We start from the raw sequence: 18279 nt of genomic DNA, 5'->3' as shown, positions 1-18279 counted from the left end.
CAACTCTGTTTTGCTAGAAGCCGACGGTCATGTGCAGGTTGTAGAAGACGATGCGCCCGGCAAAGACGGCAGCGAAAGCAAGAGCACCGGCGATAACGCGCATGACGAAACGTGCTCGCTCGTTGGTTGCTGTGCGGAGCGCCCATCCGTCGAGGGCGACCGCGGCAAGACCCGCTAGCGCATAAAACGCAATGATGAGCGCATAGTGAGGCGCCAGTGTCGCCGCCGTAAACTCGTTGTTGGCGATAGTGCCGAGGGCGGTGTTCTGGGCGACCATGACGGCGATGTTGGCGACAAGCCCTCCTGCGGCAAGCCCTGTGAGGCCAGCTCCGGATCGCCGCAGCGGGACCTTTGCGGCAGTCAGGAATATCTGGCTCAGAACGGCGCCTTCAAACAAGCCGGCAAGCAGAAGGTTCGCCGGTGTATAAGGCGTGTTCCACGTGGGAACGGTGCGCACGGCGTAGGCTTGGGAGGTGCAGCCCAAAAGAGCGATGCCGGCAAGGCAAGCGACGATCAGCCAGGGTTTTGCAAGCGCGTCGGGGAAGTTCACCTTGAAAGCGGCCATCCAATAGGAACCGGTGAGGACCAGAAACACCACTGCGGCCAGCACCTCGTTGGAAAGCGGCGACGTGCCGACGCCGGCGAACACGTGCAGCGCGTTGGCCGGGGTGCCCAAGTGGGTGGCCGAGGCGATGAAGCCGAGCAGCGCCACGGCGAAGGGCAGCGCTATGATGCGATCGATGCGTACGGCGCGGTCGTGGTCTGCGGCGAAGATGCGTGCCAGGGCAAGCACGATGAATGCCACGACGCCGGCGGGCGCCAGGGCTGTGAAAAGCGCCAAAGAGAGATTGTCCAAGCCGCTCGTCATAGGTTCAGCTCCTTGTGATTGGCGATGCTGCCAGAGCGGTTCTCGGCGGCAGCCGGAGAGGGGAGGACGAAGAGGTGGGGCCCGGTGGCCGATTCTTCGGGAAGGGGCAGGATGTCTCCGCGTACCTCGTCCCAACGGTTCTCGTGGCGCTCGTGCAATTCGCCCTTCTCACCAAAATCGAGGGCGCGCAGAGGACATGCCTCCACGCAGATGGGGGCCAGGCCCGCCGCCGTGCGCTCGCGGCACCCGTCGCATTTGCTCGAGCGTTTCAGGGTTTTGTCGATGGCCGGCGCATGGTACGGGCAAGCCATGGTGCAATAACCGCACCCGATGCATTTGCCGTGGTCGGGCCAGATGAGTCCCAGCTCGTCGCGGTGCATCGCCTCGGTGGGGCACACCTGCACGCAGGCGGGGTTGGCGCAGTGGTTGCAGGCAAGCGAGATATGGTAGGCGAAGGCGCTTTGGGACAGCGTACCGTCACGGGCGATGCTCCAGGTGCCGCCTTCGTAATCGAGCACGCGGCGAAAGCCCTCGTCGGTTCCGTGGTCGTGATAATCCTTGCAGGCCATGACGCAGGTACGGCAGCCGGTGCAGCGCGTGTTATCGAAGTAAAATCCCCTCGGCATGGTCTCAAGTCCCTTCAAGCGGCATAGCGCGGAGGCATCCGCGCTATGCTTCAAATAATATCGGAAGTGGGCCGCCGCTTGCGAGGGAGGGGCGCGGCGGCCCTGAATGGGCCCTTAGGCGTTCTCCACTTCCTTCGGGTTGGCGACGGCGCCCGAAGTGTCACCGGGCTCCTTCGCCGCCGGGCACGGCAGGATGGCCGTGGAGGGCTTCGTCTGGTCGGGCGATGCCATGGGAGCAATGGCGTCCACGGCGTCGGGGTGCGCGCTGCGCAACTCGTCGATGGGGCCGAACTCCAAGGCGCGCAGGGGGCAGGCCTCAACGCAGATGGGTGCGCCGCCTTCCGCCACGCGGCTTGCGCAGCCGTCGCACTTGCGGCTCTTCATCAGCTCCGTATCCACCACGGGCACCTCGAAGGGGCAGCTGTTCACGCAGGTGGCGCAGCCGATGCACTTCTCGTCGTCATGTAGCACCAGACCGGTGTCGGGGTCTTTGTCCAGAGCGCCCTGGGGGCAGTTGGCCATGCAGGCCGGCATCTCGCAGTGGTTGCAGGCCATGGACAGATGGTAAGCGAAGCTGTCGGGCACGAAGGTGCCGTCGCCGTTATCGGTCCAGGTGCCGCCTTCGTAGTCGAAGACGCGGCGGAAGGCATAGCTGGCGGGCAGGTCGTTGTAGTCTTTGCAGGCCATCTCGCAGGTGCGGCAGCCGGTGCAGCGGGTGCTGTCGAAATAGAATCCGTACTGAGTCATCTCTTCTCCTCCCTTAGGCCTTCGTCACTTCAACGATGAGTGAGTGCACGCCGTTCCCCTTGGCAAGCGGCGAGGGGTGATACGGAGTGATGGTGTTGATGCAGCCTCCCTTGTCCACGCGATCGCCGTTCATATCGGCGCTATGCCAGGATCCCTGGGGGATGGCGATGGTGCCGGGGATGATGCGCGGGGTAACCAAGGCCTCGATCTCCAGCTCGCCCACGGCGCTCTTCACGCGGCACAGATCGCCGTTCTCGATGGCGCGTGTCTCAGCATCCAGCGGATTGATCCACATCTGCTGGCGCGCAACCTGCTTCAGCTCCTCGACTCCGCCATAGGAGGAATGGGTACGACTCTTGTGGTGGAAGCCCGAGCAGTACAAGGGGAATTCCTCGCTTACGCTGCCGTAGCCGTTGAAGCCGGGATCGAACACGGGGATGGGGAAGACGTTGTCGCCCTCGGGCAGGTCCAGGTCGGCGATCATCTGATCCAGGCGTTCGGAGTAGATCTCGATCTTGCCCGAGGGGGTTTCGAGTGGATTGGTTGCCGGATCGGCCACAAAGTCGGCGAAGCCGATGGCCGCGGGGGCTTCCATCTTGAAGTGATGCTGCTCAAGGATTTCCTCCCAGCTGGGCATGCCCTCAATGGCGTCGGCAGACTGACGGTACAGGTCCTCGATCCACTGTTCCTGGGTCTTACCTTCGGTGAAGGCGTCCTTCAGGCCCAACTTGTCGGCTATGCCCGACATAAATTCATATTCGGGAAGAGCCTCGCCCGGAGCGTCCTGAGCCTTCTCGCCCACGAGCACGCCCAGGTAATATTCAGCGTAGCCGTTGTTCGCCATGTGGAACTGCTCGGCGCGCATGGCGTCGGGCAGCAGGATGTCAGCGTACTTGGCGGAGTCGGTCATGACGGTGTCGACGACCACGAGGAACTCCAGCTTGTCCTCATCCTGCAGGATGTCGTGGACGAGGTTGATGTCGGAATGCTGGTTGGTGATGCAGTTGCCGCCGTAGTTCCACATGAACTTGATGCCGCCGGGCAGAACGTCTACACCGCGTACGCCGTCTTTGGCGGCGGTCATGGTCGCGCCGTGGTCTACGGCGTTCAGCCACTGGTAGCAGTTGATGGCCGCCTCGACGGGGTTCTCGCCTGCGGGGATGGAGCCCACCAGGCCGCCGGCCTCGGCCTCGCGCATGCCGGTGTTGGTACCCGGCTTACCGATCATGCCCGTCAGGATGGGCAGCATGCAGATGGCGCGCGAGGTGCTCTCGCCGTTGCTGTGGCGCTGCGGGCCCCAGCCTTGGGCCACGAACAGTGCCTTGGCGTTCGCGATCTCGTTGGCCAGCTCGCGGATGCGGGCGGCGGGAATCTGAGTGATGGGAGCGGCCCATTCGGGGGTCTTCTCCACCATATCGTAGCCAGTGCCCATGATGTAATCTTGGTAGGACTTATGCTGGCCCTGAGCGGATTCGGGCATGGTGGCCTCGTCGAAGCCGATGCAGTAGGTGTCGAGGAACTCCTTGTTCACCTGGTTGTTCACGATCAGCTCATGGGCGATGGCGGACACCAGGGCCGCATCGGTGCCCGTGCGTATGGGCAGCCACTCGTCTGGGTGGCCGGATGCGGTCTCGTTCATGCGGTAGTCCACGTGGTAGATCTTGCCGCCCTTTTCGCGCACCTGGGCGAAGTCCCAGGCGATATTCGCGCCGCCCATGCGTGTTTCCGCAGGACTGTTGCCGAACATGATGATGAGGTCGGAGTTCTGCGCCTCGGAGATAGACGATGCGGATACGTTATCGTAGGGAGAGCAGGTGTCGCCGTACAGGAAGGGAATGCCGGCGCACATCATGTTGGTGGAGTAGTCGTTGTAGCTCTTCAGGTAACCACCCATAAGGTTCGCCAGGCGGGGGAACAAACGCGAGGTGCTGCTGCTCACGCCGCTGCCATAGTTCACGTAGATGGCCTCGTTGCCGTAGGTGTCGATAGTGCTCTTCAGCTTATCGGCGATAGTCTGGTAGGCCTCGTCCCAACTGATCTGCTCGAACTTGCCTTCGCCGCGCTTGCCCACGCGCTTCATGGGGTGCTGCAGGCGGTCGGGGCTGTTGATCCAGCGACGCAGTGAGCGGCCGCGCAGGCAGGCGCGGGCCTGCAGGCCGTTGGGGTCGCCCACGTTGTCGGTCTCGGCGTACATAATCTTGCCGTCGCGTACGTGCCATTGCAGGGCGCAGGCACCTCCGCAGTTCACCACGCACTGGCTCCAGTGGATCTCGTCGGGCGCGGCGTCGCCGGTGGCGGCCATCGGCTCGGTGTCTTGCCCGGAAGGCGCGCAGCCGTACAGGCTGCCGCCCACGGCGCCGGCCGCGGCCAGGCTTGCGAGCGAGCCTTTGACGAAGGTGCGGCGCGACACGGTGGATTGGGTTTCAGTCATAGTCCCTCCTCTGATCGAAATGTCCTCTCGCCGCTTTCAAAAGTACCGAAAATGACGATGCGTTAAATCACACGGCGCGTGTGATTTAAGAGAGAAACCCCAGGTCACGTTCTTCTGCGGTATACCGCAATTCCCCAAAGCCCCCATATTGCGGCTGTCGCTATGCTACCATGCTGCCGACGAGGGAGGGGGTGTCAGGAGGATGGAGAAGGCGAGCGCTATCGGCCATGCATCAAGTTGGGGCTATGCGTGCTTTCTAACCGTGAACGCCACTTCGGTGTGGGGCGGCATCTTCCCGTTTTTGCCGTTGGAGTTCCAGACGGCTGAGGTGACCCTGACGTTCTTCCTTGCCCAAGCCGTCGCCTTCGGCGGCGCTTTTCTGGCGAGCACGATCGGCTCCTACTACTTTCCCCATGGCGCGCGCCGCATGCTGGTGTCGCTTTCGGCGGTGCTGCTGTTCGTGGGGTCGGCCTGCCTGATAGCCGCCATGTACGTGGCTTCGGCGGCGTTGCTGCTCGTGGGCGCCGGCGGCATCTTTCTCGGCGTGGGCTGCGCGGGCATGTTCATGCTGTGGCAGCGCTACTTCGCCTCCCTTCCCCCGCGTGCGGGCAATTATCGGCTGATTGTGGGCACGGCGCTGGCGCCGTTCATCTACTTCGCCCTGTACCTGGTGCCCATAGCGCTGACCGCGTTTCTCATTCCCCTCATCTTCGTTCCGCTGTGCGGCCTGTGCGTGGCCCTTTCGGTGCGCGAGATGAACTTCGAGCAGCCGATGTTCCAAGATGTTCCCCGCCAGCATCCCCGTGTGTACCGCCAGGTTCTCTCCGACTACTGGCGCAGCGCCCTGTGCGTGGGGTCGTTGGCGTTTGCCAGCGGGGTGATTCGCGGAGTGGCGCTGCTGCACGAGGAGATAAGCGCTTTGGTGAACGGCGCATCGATGCTGGGACTGCTGCTTTCTGCGGCGGCGCTTCTGGTGCTGTGGCATCGGACGAGCTTCCGCTTCGGCCTCACCTCGGTGTTTCGCGTGGTGTATCCGGTGCTGATCACGGGGTTTCTGCTGTTGCCGTTCTGCGGGCCGGTGTATGTGAACCTGTTCACGGCGCTCGCCTATATGGTGTTCTCGCTGGTGCAGATGCTGATGATGATGCAATGCGCCCAGGTTTCCCGCGATCGCGGCATCAATCCGGTGTTCATCTACGGATTCTTCGGCGCGGTGGCCTATATTCTGCAGAGTCTGGGCTTCCTGTTCGGATGGGCGAGCGACCTGACGGCGCCGGCTGGCAGCCAGTGGCTCTTCTTCGTGGCGCTTATCGCCAGCTACGGCCTGGGTTTAACGCTGTTGGTGGCGACGGGCACGCTGTTCAAGCCCGTGGTTGCGAAGGGTACCGTGGCGGCGGACCCCATCGAGTTCTTCTCGTTGGCGGCATCGCCGGCAGCGACGCCCTCGAGTGCGGGGGAGGCGGGCGAGGGAGGCGTGTCCGAGATTGTTGCGGCTGAGGGCGGTCGTCGCCTCGAGGATGACGGCGACGCGGTGCCGGCAAAACCGGTTCGGCGCCGGCGACGCCCCTCCGCCTCGGAGGATGCCGGGGCCATTCGCGACCGGCTTTCCAAGCAGTGCCTCATTTTGCAGGAGCGCCACGGTCTTTCCATGCGCGAGGCTGAGGTGATGGAGCTGATCGCCCGCGGCAATTCCATGGCCGCCATTGCCGAGCGCTTGGTTATCAGCGAGAACACCGTGCGTACCCATGCCAAGCACATCTACACCAAGCTGGATATCCACAAACGCCAAGAGCTGCTGGACATGCTGAACGAGTTGAACGGCTGAACGGCTGAACGCGCAGCGATGAGTGCGCTTGGGCGGTTCGGCGGTCTGCCCTTTTATTTTGCCGTTGTTCCACCGATTTAGGGGAGGCCGCTTACCGAGCGCCCCCTTTCCTTTTTGGCGTGGCCTTGTAATCTCGGAACATTCGACTTTTTCACGCGAGAGATACGAGAGCGAGGTAGATGCGATATGGCATTAGGTGTGGGAAGAAAAGAACTGGTTATGGTAGGCGTGCTCTTGGTGGGCGTGCTCTTGGCGGTGCTGAACCAAACGCTACTGTCGCCGGCGCTGCCGGCTATCATGGCCGATCTGGCGGTGGACGCCACCACGGTGCAGTGGCTCACGTCGGGCTATTCGCTGGTGGAGGCCGTGGTCATTCCGCTGTCGGCCTATCTGATCGGGCGCTTCAGCACGCGTCAGCTGTTCATCACGGCCTTCGCGCTGTTTACGGCGGGCAGCTTGGCCGCGGCTGTGGCGCCTAACTTCTGGGTGCTGCTGCTGGGTCGCGTGCTGCAGGCGGCGTGCACCGGTATGTCCATGCCCATGGTGTTCACGGTGATTCTGCTGGTATTCCCGCGTGAGAAGCGCGGTACGGCCATGGGCGTCATCGGGCTCATCATCGGCTTCGCCCCGGCTGTGGGCCCCTCGGTGGCGGGCCTGCTGGTCGATTCCGTGGGCTGGCGTGCGCTGTTCGCCATCGTGACGGCTCTATCGGTGGTGGTCATCGTGCTGGCGGTGGTGGTGCTGAAGAACTACGGCGACTTCGCCCGCGCGCCCTTCGACAAGCTGTCGGTGGCGCTGTCCACGGTGGGTCTCGTGTGTCTGCTGTACGGGCTTTCCACCTTTGCCTCCACAAGCAACATGATTGCCACGGTGGCCCTTATGGCGGTGGGTCTGGTGCTGTGCCTGCTGTACGTGCGGCGCCAGCTGAAGCTGCCCGAGCCTATGCTGCAGGTGGGTATTCTGCGCACCCGCAAGTACGCCATCTCCGTTATCATCATCGTCCTCGTGCAGGCCGCGCTGATGGGCACGGGCGTCATCACGCCCCTGTACATTCAGGGCGTGCTCGGCTTCTCGGCCACCATGTCGGGTGTGGCCATGCTGCCCGGCGCGCTCATCGGCGCCTTCATGGGCCTGGTGTCCGGCCGCCTGTTCGATCGCTTCGGCGTGCGTCGCGTGGTCATTCCCGGTGTGATCGTGGCGGTGCTGGGCGCCTCGGGTCTGGCGCGCCTCGGCATCGACAGCGGTTTCATTACCTTGACGCTCACCTACACGGTGCTGGTGGTGGGCCTGCAGTTCACCATGACCCCGCTGAATACGTGGGGTGTGAACTCGCTCGACAACAGCGTCATCCAGCACGCCCAGGGTGTGTCGAACACCTTGAACCAGGTGGCCGCGTCGTTGGGCACTGCGGTGTTGGTATCCATTTCCGCTCTGGCGCCGGCCGTGGCCCCCGATGCCGCTCCGCTGGAGCAGTCCTATCTGGGCGATCACATGGCATTCACCACTACGTTCGTGCTGATGTGCGCGGCGGCGCTCGTCATCCTGTTCTTCGTGCGCGACAAAGCGAAGGCGCCCGGGGCTGCGGTGGCAACGGCGGCCCAGCGCGGCCAGGAGCCCGTCGATTACGCGGCCGGCTTCGACGGCGTGACCGTGGACGGCACGCTGGGCGAGTCGTGGGATCCGAACCGCACCTACACGGCGGCCGAGGTGATGAACCGCGAGCCGGTGTGCGCCCGCGACGACGCCACCATGGCCGAGGTCATCCGGCTCATGGACGCGAACCAGACGAGCGGACTGCCCGTGGTGAACGCCGCCGGCGACTTGGTGGGCTTCGTGTCCGACGGCGATGTGGCCAGCTACCTGGGCAAGACCGAGATCGCGCTGGTGGATTCCACGCTGCTGAACGGCTACCGCTACATCGACGACGAGACGGCCGCTGCGCGCTTGCGCGATCTCATGGCCCTGAACGTCATGGCCGTGGCCACGCGCCGCGTGGTGGCGGTGGAGGCCGCAACGCCGGTGGACGAGGTGTGCTCGCTTTTCGCCACCAAGCGCATCAAGAAGGTGCCGGTGGTGCAGAACGGCAAGCTGGTGGGCGCCCTGTCCCGCCGCAACATCATGCGCTCCCTGGTGGAGGCCATCGACCTGCTGGAGAAGTAAGGGGGCAACGCCCGCATTCTCCGACGCAAAGCCCGCAGCGCGAACACGCTGCGGGCTTTTTTGCGTGCCGACGTTGGCGCTGAGGCATGGCGGGAGCGGGCTCTCCGCCGCATTCTTCGATGTGTCGCTCAAAGTTCAACGCCTCTGGTCGCTCTCTGGGCTTCGGGTGCTTCCTTGACTGCTCCTATCGGGTATGTTATACGTATAACATACCCGATAGGAGGTTGTTATGGCTGAGAATGTGCTTGTCAGCGCCCGGGTGCCGCAAGTGAAGAAAGATGCCTCGAAGAGCGTGCTCGCCTCTTTGGGGGCGAACACGTCCGATCTTATCAACAGCGCTTTCGACTACCTGCTTGAGCGACGAGAGCTGCCGACGGCTGTGGCCGCCCCTCGGCCGAGTCGGGAGGAGCTGGGTGCCTTCCTGGCCGCGTCAACGCTCGATGTCGACTGGGGGGGAGAGGCGTCTGATGGCGATTATCGAGCGCTCGTGAGGGGCGGAAAGCGGGAGCGCTATGAATCTCTTGCTTGATACCAACGTGCTCATCGACTACCTGGGCCGCAAGGAGCCGTTCTTCCCCTCTGCGCAGAAAGTGGTCATCGCCGGGTTCTTCGGCGATGCTCAGCTGTGGACTCCCGCGCAGTCCGTCGTCGATGCTTTCTACGTGCTGGGTCGCTATGTCGACGCGGCACGGTTGCAAGCGGCTATTCTGAAGGCGCTGGCGGTGATCACGCCCGTTGACCTTACGGGCGCTTCCCTTGAGAGGGCGGCACGTCTCGGCTGGGATGATCTCGAGGATTGCTTGATTGCCCTTGCCGCCGAGAGGGTGGGGGCCGACTACCTCATCACTCGCGACACCAAGGGGTTCGCACGGTCAACGGTTCCGGCGGTGTCCCCAGATGCCTGGCTTAACATCATGCGCGAAGAGTGCGGCCTCGACTACGACGAGGTCCAGCTTTAGGGTGGGGGGAGTTATGCTGGCAAACACGCGCGAGTATCCAACATGGTGGCGGAGTATTCTCTCCGGGCAACGAATGCCCCCATTGGCGTGAGCGAGTACCGTCTAGGCGATGAACTGCCTGCGGCTTATGCTGACATACTCCCGTCGCCCGAGGCCTTGGTGGCCCGGCTGTAGGGGAAGACGCAGTTTCGCGTTGCTCTCGGCCAACCATAGGGAAAACTTGATAGGTATTGACTTAGGTTTCCTTCTGCGTACAATGTGCTGTTAGCACTCGATAAGGAAGACTGCTAACGCCTCTGTCGCCGCAGGTCAACGACTGCCGTACAGCCCGATTGCATCCGCGAGATACTGCCTGCGTGCGGCCTACACTGAGGCGGTATGCGTCTTCCGACCGTATGAAAGAAGGAACAGAGCCTATGAGAAAGTTCAAGACTGAGAGCAAAAAGCTGCTCGACCTCATGATCAACTCCATCTACACCAATCGTGAGATCTTCCTGCGCGAGCTCATCTCCAACGCGTCGGATGCGGTGGACAAGCTGTATTTCCGCAGCCTCACCGATCCCGAGGTGGCTGTGGCGCGCGACGACTTGGCCATCACGGTCAGCTTCGATGCCGAAGCGCGCACGGTTACGGTGTCCGACAACGGCATCGGCATGACCAAAGACGAGATGGATAAGAACCTGGGCACCATCGCCCATTCCGATTCCTACGAGTTCAAGGCTGCTCAGGCTGCTGCGGCCGCCGACAGCGAGCCCGGCGAGGAAAAGGGCCTGAACGACCTGACCGATGTGGACATTATCGGGCAGTTCGGCGTGGGCTTCTACTCGGCCTTCATGGTGGGCAAGAAGGTGCGCGTCATCTCGCGCGCTGTGGGCACCGATGAGGCGTGGGCCTGGGAATCCGATGGTGTCGAGGGCTACGACATGGTTATCGCCGAGCGCGCCGAACACGGTACCGATGTCATCGTATATCTGAAGGACGACACCGACGAGGAGTCGTTTGGCACCTTTGCCAGCGAGCACGGGCTTACGCAGCTTATCAAGCGCTACAGCAACTACGTGCGCTATCCCATCAAGATGGAGGTCACGAAGAGCCGCAAAGTGGAGGCGCCCGAGCCGGCCGAGGGCGAGGAAGTCGCGGCACCTCAGTGGGAGAGCTACACTGAGGTGGAGACTATCAACTCCATGATCCCCATCTGGAAGCGCAAGAAGTCCGAGGTGTCCCAGGAAGAGTACGACGAGTTCTACAAGACCGACTTCCACGACTTCGAAGATCCGGCCCGCACCATTTCGGTGCACGCCGAGGGCTCGCTCAACTACGATGCCCTCATGTTCGTGCCGAGTCGCGCGCCGTGGGACATGTACTCGAAGGACTACAAGCGCGGGCTCGCCCTGTATTCGGCCAACGTACTCATCATGGACAAGTGCGAGGAGCTTTTGCCCGACTACTTCGGCTTCGTGCGCGGTGTGGTGGACTCTTCCGACCTCACGCTGAACATTTCCCGCGAGACCCTGCAGCACAACGGCCAGCTGCGTGCCATCGCTCGGCGTTTGGAGAAGAAGATCAAGGCCGACCTGGCGAATATGCGCGATGATGATCGTGCGGCCTATGAGAAGTTCTTCGAGCAGTTCGGCCGCACGTTGAAGTTCGGCATCTACCAGAGCTACGGTATGGCGAAAGACACGCTGGCCGACCTGCTGCTGTTCTACTCTGCCAAGCAGCAGAAGATGATCACGCTCGACGAGTACCTGGCCGACGCCCCCGCCGGCGCCGACTCCATCTTCTACGCGGCCGGCGATTCGCTGGAGCGCCTGGCGGCCATGCCGCTCGTGACCACGGTGCTGGCCAAGGGCTACGACGTGCTGCTGTGCGATCAGGATGTGGACGAGTTCTGCATGATGGCCATGGGCACCTACGGCGAGCACGCCGTGGACGGCGACGAGGCGAACAAGCAGCCCTACTTCATCAAAAACGTGGGCGCCGAGGACTTGGGCCTCACCACCGACGAAGAGAAGAAGGAGGCCGAGGAGGCCACCGAAAGCAACGCCGAGCTGTTCGCCGTGATGCGCGAGGCCTTGGGCGAGAAGGTGGAGCGCGTGGTGGTATCCACCCGACTCACCGACGCGCCGGCCGTGGTCACGAGCGAGGGCGGCGTGTCGCTCGCTATGGTGCAGGTGCTGAAGAGCCAGCCCGGTGCCGAGGATCTGCCCGACTTGCACCTCGTGCTTGAGATGAATGCCAAGCATCCGGTGTTCGAGGCCCTGCGCGCGGCGCACGAGGCCGGCGACGACGACAAGGTGCGCGCCTACGCCGGCATCTTGTTCGACCAGGCGCTGCTGGTGGAGGGCATCATGCCCGACAACCCGCTCGCCTTCGCCCAGGCCGTAAGCGAGCTGATGAAATAGCGCAGAGGGAATACCTGGATTGTTTTGGGGCTGCCGCGGGCGGCCCCTTTTTTGCGATTGAAATTGCGTTTGTTAGCAAGAGGTGCCATGGTTATGGAGTACGTTTTGCAAAATGAAATATGATATTCGATAATATTTATCGAATATCATAAATAAGAGCTACTATGAAGATTTTTAAATTGACAACAGGGGTTGTCTGACTTTTCCGCGATGCTAACAATCGTACTTTTGAGCGCGAAAATGCGTGGCGGGTTGTGTCGGCGGGAGTTTAACGTCAGCTGCGGCCGCACAGAATAAGAGCGGTCCATGAGGCCCCCATCAGTACGAGCCCCAAGGTGTCGAAGGTGATGAACAGGTCGATGCTGCTGGCGAGCAGGCTGTGGCCGGCGGGAAGCGTGGCGCGGATGACGGACTCTCCGATGAGTCCCACGATCTGCTGGGCCAGCACGACGCCGGCCAGGGCCCGGTGGCGATCTGGCCGCCAGATGACCAGCGGGTAGGTGCAGTTCCACATAAGGAACGCGATGCCGATGCCTTGGATGCCCACGCGTCCCGGCACGCCGGAAAGCTCGTAGGCGCCCATGTAGGCCTCGGGCGTAAGCGCGAACCCTAAGGCGCACTGCACGTTAACGACGAACACGAAGGCGAAGCAGGCGCGTACGGCCCAGGTCGCGATCTTGACGCTTCGAGGGGTCTTCCGCTGGCTCATTATGCCCGCGCGGCTGCCTGCCTCTGCCTCGTTCTGGACGGTGGGCTTACCCTTCTCCTGCGTGTCACTCTGAGCGGCAAGATCGCCCATCTTCCCGGTGCCATCCTGAGCGGAGGCCGTAAGGCCGGAGTCGAAGAATCTCATCGTACCTTCCTTCCCAATTGTGACAGTTGCCGGAAGGCATAAAAGGCCACGGCGCTGGAGGCAGCCACATTCAGGGAATCGACGCCGTGGGCCATGGGGATGCGCACGGTGTAGTCGCAGCGGGCGATGGTCGCGGGGGCCAGGCCGTCGCCCTCGGTGCCGAACAGCAGCGCGAGTTTTTCGGGTGCGCCGTCAGTCGCCGCGCGCTCGGCCAGGAGCGCGTTCAGATCGTCGGGGGTCACCGAATCGTCGGAAAGCGCCATGGCGGCGCAGGTGAAGCCGTGCTCGCGCAGCGCGGCGATGCCCTGCTCGCTCCAGGTGCCGCAACCGGGGCGGTTCGGCACGTCTTCGTCGCCGATGCGGGTCCACGGCACCTGGAACACCGTGCCCATGGACACGCGCACGGCTCGGCGGTACAGCGGATCGTAGCAGGCGGGACTCACAAGCACCGCATCCACGCCGAGGGCCGCTGCGCTGCGGAAGATAGCCCCTACGTTGGTGTGGTTGGTGATGTCCTCCAATACCGCCACGAGCCGTGCCTCGCGCAGCACATCATCCAGGGCGGGCAGCGTCGGACGGCGAAAGGCCCCCAGGGCTCCGCGGGTCAGCTCGAAACCCGTTAGGCGCTTGAGCTCGTCGTGAGGCGCTACGAATACCGGAAGTTCCCCGCCGGGTCTCTGGGCCGCCCGCTCTTCCATGCGCGCGATGAGCGGCAGCATGGCATCAAGCCACTTCTCTTCCATAAGCAGGGAAAAAGGTTCCATACCGCCCTCAAAGGCTCGCTCGATCACCTTCTCCGACTCGGCAATGAAGATCGCCCGCTCTGGTTCCAGCTTGCTGCGCAGCTGCGCTTCGGTCAGTCGCGCGTAGGCGTCAAGGCGCGGATCGTCCAGTGCGTCTACATATATAAGGGGCATGGGATCCTCCTGTTGGATGATCGGGCTGTTTTGCGACATTTCTCACGTTTCTCAGAAGCCGGCTCGGGCCATTGCTCGGTGAAAGTTCTGAGAAACGTGAGAAATGTGCTGGTTCCGGCGGAACGGGGCTCTATTCTTCCGGAGCTGGTTCTGAGAATCGTAAAAATTGTCGCCAGGGGAGGGCAAACAAAAGCCCCAGCCACTCGGTGAGGGACTGGGGCTTGAAGATGCGAGGGGCGGTGGCTTAGGCCAGAGCGTCCTTCAGGGCCTGCATCTGATTGGAGCCGAGGCCCTGCAGACGGCGCTCGGCCGGAATACCCAGCTCCTCCATGAGCTTCTCGGTCTTCACCTTGCCGAAGCCGGGCAGGGCGTTCACGAAGGCCTTCACCTTCATGCGGCCGATCACCGGGTTGTCGGTCTGGTCAAGAACCTCAGCAGGGGTGAGCAGGCCCATGGAGAGCTTCTGGGTGAGCTCGGAACGCTCGGCACGGACAATGCGGGCCTTCTCGAGGGCCGCGGCGCGCTGCTCGGGGGTCATGGTAGGTGCGGGCATATCACTTCTCTTTCTTCTCGTCGCCCTGTTACCAGGGCATTCACTCGAGGAACGCTGGCATCATTCAAGATCGATGCCAGCGTTCCTCGCTTTTAGCAGAGATGATGATAATGGAAATGTTGCGCTTGTACACCCTATTTCCGCCGATTGGGGCAGTATTTGTTGAAATTCTCACTTTTCCACCCCCGAAATGGGGATTTAATGATGAAAAAGGGCCGATTTGCTCCCCCGTTCTGCGTTCCAGGTGTGCTGCAAGCGCCCTTCCGGTGCCCAGTTGCAGGGTGGTTTCAGGGAAATGCGGCTCGGGCAGCGACTCTTCAGCGGCGCTATAATGCTTGCGAAACGGCAAAGAAGGGAAGCGAATACTATGGCAGAAACATGCGTTGCCGACGTGCAGGTGCGTCCGCATCCGGCCTTCGACGAGTTCATCGCCACGATCGAGGCTCTGCGGGCACCGGACGGATGCCCGTGGGATAAGGTGCAGACCCATCAGAGCATCGCGAGCAACATGGTGGAAGAGGCCTACGAGGCCGTGGATGCCATCGAGGCCGACGATGTTCCCCATATGGTGGAAGAGTTGGGCGATGTGCTGCTGCAGGTAGTGCTACAGTCGCAGATTGCCGCTGATGCGGGCGAGTTCACCATCAACGACGTGTGCCGGGCGGTGAACGAGAAAATCGTCCGTCGCCATCCGCATGTGTTCGGCGATGTGCAGGCGGGCGATGCCAACGAAGTGCTAGACGTGTGGGACCAGATCAAGATGGCCGAGAAGGAGGCTGCCGATGCGGCAGCTGATGGTGCGGGCGCGGTGCCCGAAGGGCTGCTCGATGGCGTGCCGCGCAGCTTCCCTGCCCTGATGCAGGCCCAGAAGATATCGCGGAAGGCGGCTTCGGCCGGATTCGACTGGCCCGACGTGGAGGCGGTGTGGGCCAAGGTGGATGAAGAGGTGGCCGAGCTGCGGGAGGCCTATGCGGCTGCGCCCAAATCGTCCAACGGCAAGGTGGACGCGGAGGCCTCGCCGGCGGCGAAGGCGGCCGTGGAACTGGAGTTGGGCGACGTGTTGTTTAGCCTGGTGAACGTGGCGCGCAAGATGGGCGTGAATGCCGAGGAGGCCCTGCGCGGAACCTGCGGCAAGTTCCGCGAGCGTTGGGCCTTCATGGAGGGGGCCGCTGCGGGCCAGGGTCGCCGCATCGAGGACATGACCGCCGACGAGCGCGAGGCGCTCTGGCAGATGGCGAAGATGCTGGAGGCTTAAGGCTCCAAGCGTTCGTACGCCTTGCGGCCGCCCACATAGGTGGCCTGCACCTGGGTGCGTTGAAGGTCGTCGTCGGTCAGGGTGAAGGGGTTCGGCTCCAAAACGACGATGTCGGCGAATTTGCCGGGTTCCAGATAGCCCAGCTCGTGGGCGCGCTGGGCCGCTATGGCGGTGCCGGCGGTGTAGGCGCCCAAGGCCTCGGCCAGGGTGATGCGCTCGTCGGGCAGCCAGCCGCCTGCGGGCTCGTGGCTGTCGGCGTCGCGTCGGGTGACGGCCGTGTACACGGCGTTTATCGGGTCGATGTCGGTGACGGGCGAGTCGGTGCCGAAGGCCAGCACGGCTCCGGCGTCCAACAAGCTGCGGAAGGGCCACATGTAGGGCACGCGCTGGGGGCCCAGATCGCGCTCGGGGCCGCCCGGGTCGAGCGTGATATGACGCGGCTGCACACTAGCCACGATGCCGGCCGCCGCCAAGCGCTCAATGTCGTCGGGCTGGAAGTTCTCAAGATGCTCGATGGTATGGCGGGGGCGAGACCCCTCGGCTTGCTCCGCTTGCTCGGTATGACACGAGGCGGCAACGGGGTGGCGCTCGAAAATATCAATGCACTGGTGAATGGCCTCGTCTCCGATGGCATGGATGCGCACGGGTGCACCCTCGGCGGCGGCAGGTGCCACCAGGGCCTCCATCGCATCGGCCGGCACTGTGGGGCGCCCGCAGTCGTTCTCGAAGCGGGCGTTGCTGTAGGGGTCGTGAATCCACGCCGTGTGCTGGCTTGAAACCCCATCGAAGAACTGCTTGAATCCCTGGGCGCGCAGCAGGGGCCCCTGATGGGCAGCTTTCAGGGCGGCCAAGCGGCTGCGATCTTCCAGCAGGGTGGGGAACATGGAGACGCGCACGGTGAGCTCGTCGGCCTTCTCCAGCGCAGCGAACAGATCGTCGCGCACGAAGTCGAGCCCGGGCATGGCCATCAGCGACACGTCGCACACGCCGGTGATGCCGTGCTCGTTGCAATAGGCCGCGAAGGAGCGGTAGGCGTCCAGCAGTTCCTCGCGCGAGAACTCGTCCACGATGCGCGGCATCAGCGCCATGGCGGCCGCCTCGCGCACGATACCCGTCAGATGCCCCTCCTCGTCGCGATCGTAGCTGCCGCCGGCGGGAGGCTCCGACGTATCGTCGATGCCCAGTCGTTCCAGAGCGCACGTGTTGAGCCAAAGCGTGTGGGCATCGCCCGAATACATGGCAACGGGGCGATCGGGGTAGGCCTCGTCCAGCGATGCTCGGCTGGGCATGCCGGCCGGGTTCCACAGGTAGTCGCGCCAGCCCTGGGTGAGCAGCCATGAACCGGCGGGGCGCCGTGCGGCCAGGGGTGCCAGGCGCGCTACGGCGTCGGCTTCGTTCTCGCCGCAGAACCGCTCGGCCAGGGGCGAAAGATACAGGGCCGAATGGAAGAAGTGCAGGTGGGCGTCGTGAAATCCGGGCATGATGAGGGCGTCGCCATAGTCTGCCATCACGGTGCGGGGCCCGTGCAGGTGCTCGGGCAGCTCGCCGCCGGGGCCGACCCATACGATGCGATCGTCGGCTACGGCCACGGCCCCGGCCTGCGGTGTGGCGTCCCTGCCGGTGAAGACGGCAGAACTGGTCATGATGAGATCTGCGGGAACGAGGGCGGCGTCCATAATCGGCTCCTTGATCGGCGGGGTATGTTTTCTCGGAGTATACGCCCTGGAAAAAAATTGTTCACGTGCATTAGTTATTTTTTCACTCAGGAAGAGAAAAAGAGCACGTCACCAGCCTTTACTGAGAACGGCTCAACTTTGTTGACAGAAGAAACACCAGAGTCAACAAGCAAGGAGTTTTTAACTTATATTTGAGATTTCATGGCTTTGAACAGGCATTATTTTATAAAGAAGCGTAAAAGACCTCGACAAAATCGAAAGAGATCTCGCAGCTTTATATAAGTGCTAGGCAAGCAGAAAATTTAAGAAGAAGCTGAATCTATCAGAATTTTTTTATTGCAAGTGAACAAAAATGATGATATTTTGAATTCGTCGATAGATCGAAGAGCCGTGAATGCGACGGCGGCCGAAAGTCGTGAAATCGAATTGCAGGGGTGTTGCCCGGCCGGGTTTTCGTCACCGACGAGGAAAACCCGAGGACAACGGCGCGTTTCGCTCAGCGTTTATGAAGGGTGTAGGAAGTAAGCACGAGGCGTAAGCACCAGTTATACCTAAGCCTAGGCCTCTTTTAGCCCTTCCCACTCCGAGCGTTTCTGCGGCATTGTGGGCATCGCACCGACCGCGGTGGCTGCAGCTGAAGGGGCTGCAGTTTCTCGGCAATGTTGGCGCGCGAGGGTGCGCCGGATTGGAGAGCTTTATGCAAGGAGTAAACGTCAAGAGCGAGATCGGCAACCTGAAGAAGGTCATTCTCCACCGTCCTGGCGATGAGCTTTTGAACCTCACCCCCAACACGCTGGAAGAGCTGCTGTTCGACGACATCCCCTTCTTGGAGGTGGCCCAGGCCGAGCACGACGCGTTCGCCGACATCCTGCGTGGCGAGGGCACCGAGGTCGTGTACCTGGAAGACCTGATGACCGAGGTCATCGACGCGAACCCCGAGCTGCGCGAGCAGTTCCTCGACCAGTGGATCTTCGAGGCGGGCATTCGCACCGACATCTATAAGA

15 protein-coding genes are annotated in these 18279 nt (G+C 62.5%); 7 read left to right on the top strand and 8 right to left on the bottom strand.

The genetic code is table 11. From position 1 onward, the window contains the following. Positions 1 to 13: 13 nt before the first annotated feature. From VIN30_RS10905 to VIN30_RS10890, 4 genes are all read right to left on the bottom strand, one after another. Positions 14 to 868, bottom strand: coding sequence for a dimethyl sulfoxide reductase anchor subunit family protein (locus tag VIN30_RS10905; protein WP_338211520.1), 855 nt, complete (start codon positions 866 to 868; stop codon positions 14 to 16). Then, positions 865 to 1494 carry a 4Fe-4S dicluster domain-containing protein gene (locus VIN30_RS10900; RefSeq protein ID WP_326426386.1) on the bottom strand — a complete coding sequence of 210 codons (630 nt, stop codon included), beginning with the start codon at positions 1492 to 1494 and terminating at the stop codon, positions 865 to 867. Before VIN30_RS10900 ends, VIN30_RS10905 begins: the two co-directional genes overlap by 4 nt. Before the next feature lie 114 nt (positions 1495 to 1608). Further along, positions 1609 to 2241, bottom strand: coding sequence for a DMSO/selenate family reductase complex B subunit (locus tag VIN30_RS10895; protein WP_326426384.1), 633 nt, complete (start codon positions 2239 to 2241; stop codon positions 1609 to 1611). A 13-nt stretch (positions 2242 to 2254) separates the two neighbouring features. Continuing rightward, on the bottom strand, positions 2255 to 4672 hold the full coding sequence (locus tag VIN30_RS10890; protein ID WP_326426382.1) for a DMSO/selenate family reductase complex A subunit: 2418 nt from the start codon (positions 4670 to 4672) through the stop codon (positions 2255 to 2257). A 202-nt stretch (positions 4673 to 4874) separates the two neighbouring features. Here VIN30_RS10890 and VIN30_RS10885 point away from each other — a divergent pair, with 202 nt between their 5' ends. From VIN30_RS10885 to htpG, 5 genes are all read left to right on the top strand, one after another. Then, positions 4875 to 6497: a helix-turn-helix transcriptional regulator gene (locus VIN30_RS10885; RefSeq protein WP_326426380.1), complete on the top strand. Its 1623-nt coding sequence runs from the start codon at positions 4875 to 4877 to the stop codon at positions 6495 to 6497. A gap of 219 nt (positions 6498 to 6716) precedes the next feature. Continuing rightward, entirely contained in the window at positions 6717 to 8657 is a 1941-nt protein-coding gene (locus VIN30_RS10880) for an MDR family MFS transporter (protein ID WP_326426378.1), read from the top strand. Positions 8658 to 8886: 229 nt separating this feature from the next. Next, positions 8887 to 9186, top strand: a complete 300-nt coding sequence (locus VIN30_RS10875) for a hypothetical protein (protein ID WP_338211516.1) — start codon at positions 8887 to 8889, stop codon at positions 9184 to 9186. Then, positions 9170 to 9616, top strand: coding sequence for a type II toxin-antitoxin system VapC family toxin (locus tag VIN30_RS10870; RefSeq protein ID WP_338211515.1), 447 nt, complete (start codon positions 9170 to 9172; stop codon positions 9614 to 9616). Before VIN30_RS10875 ends, VIN30_RS10870 begins: the two co-directional genes overlap by 17 nt. A gap of 416 nt (positions 9617 to 10032) precedes the next feature. Then, positions 10033 to 12021, top strand: coding sequence for a molecular chaperone HtpG (htpG, locus tag VIN30_RS10865; RefSeq protein ID WP_338211513.1), 1989 nt, complete (start codon positions 10033 to 10035; stop codon positions 12019 to 12021). Between the two features lie 274 nt (positions 12022 to 12295). Here the strand turns inward: htpG and VIN30_RS10860 are convergent, their stop codons facing one another. From VIN30_RS10860 to mihF, 3 genes are all read right to left on the bottom strand, one after another. Continuing rightward, the gene (locus tag VIN30_RS10860; RefSeq protein WP_338211512.1) at positions 12296 to 12874 is read right to left on the bottom strand and encodes a hypothetical protein; all 579 of its coding nucleotides are present in this window, start codon (positions 12872 to 12874) and stop codon (positions 12296 to 12298) included. Continuing rightward, the gene (locus tag VIN30_RS10855; RefSeq protein ID WP_338211511.1) at positions 12871 to 13791 is read right to left on the bottom strand and encodes a TrmH family RNA methyltransferase; all 921 of its coding nucleotides are present in this window, start codon (positions 13789 to 13791) and stop codon (positions 12871 to 12873) included. The genes VIN30_RS10860 and VIN30_RS10855 overlap by 4 nt, the downstream gene beginning before the upstream one ends. Before the next feature lie 244 nt (positions 13792 to 14035). Then, complete coding sequence (mihF, locus tag VIN30_RS10850) at positions 14036 to 14344, bottom strand: integration host factor, actinobacterial type (protein WP_326426365.1); 309 nt, start codon at positions 14342 to 14344, stop codon at positions 14036 to 14038. Positions 14345 to 14711: 367 nt separating this feature from the next. Here mihF and mazG point away from each other — a divergent pair, with 367 nt between their 5' ends. Further along, on the top strand, positions 14712 to 15599 hold the full coding sequence (mazG, locus tag VIN30_RS10845; protein WP_338211510.1) for a nucleoside triphosphate pyrophosphohydrolase: 888 nt from the start codon (positions 14712 to 14714) through the stop codon (positions 15597 to 15599). On the opposite strand, the gene VIN30_RS10840 is transcribed toward mazG, so the two are convergent. Next, positions 15596 to 17275, bottom strand: a complete 1680-nt coding sequence (locus VIN30_RS10840; RefSeq protein WP_338211509.1) for an amidohydrolase — start codon at positions 17273 to 17275, stop codon at positions 15596 to 15598. The genes mazG and VIN30_RS10840 overlap by 4 nt on opposite strands. Positions 17276 to 17972: 697 nt before the next feature. On the opposite strand from VIN30_RS10840, the gene VIN30_RS10835 reads away from it, so the two are divergent. Continuing rightward, the coding region (locus tag VIN30_RS10835; protein WP_338211508.1) for an arginine deiminase family protein at positions 17973 to 18279 on the top strand (307 nt) is incomplete at its 3' end.

This window comes from Adlercreutzia wanghongyangiae, assembly GCF_035989245.1.
GTDB classification, from domain to species: Bacteria; Actinomycetota; Coriobacteriia; order Coriobacteriales; family Eggerthellaceae; genus Adlercreutzia; species Adlercreutzia wanghongyangiae.
Note: the sequence above shows the minus strand (reverse complement) of the source record. Positions and strands in the feature narration are given on the sequence as shown.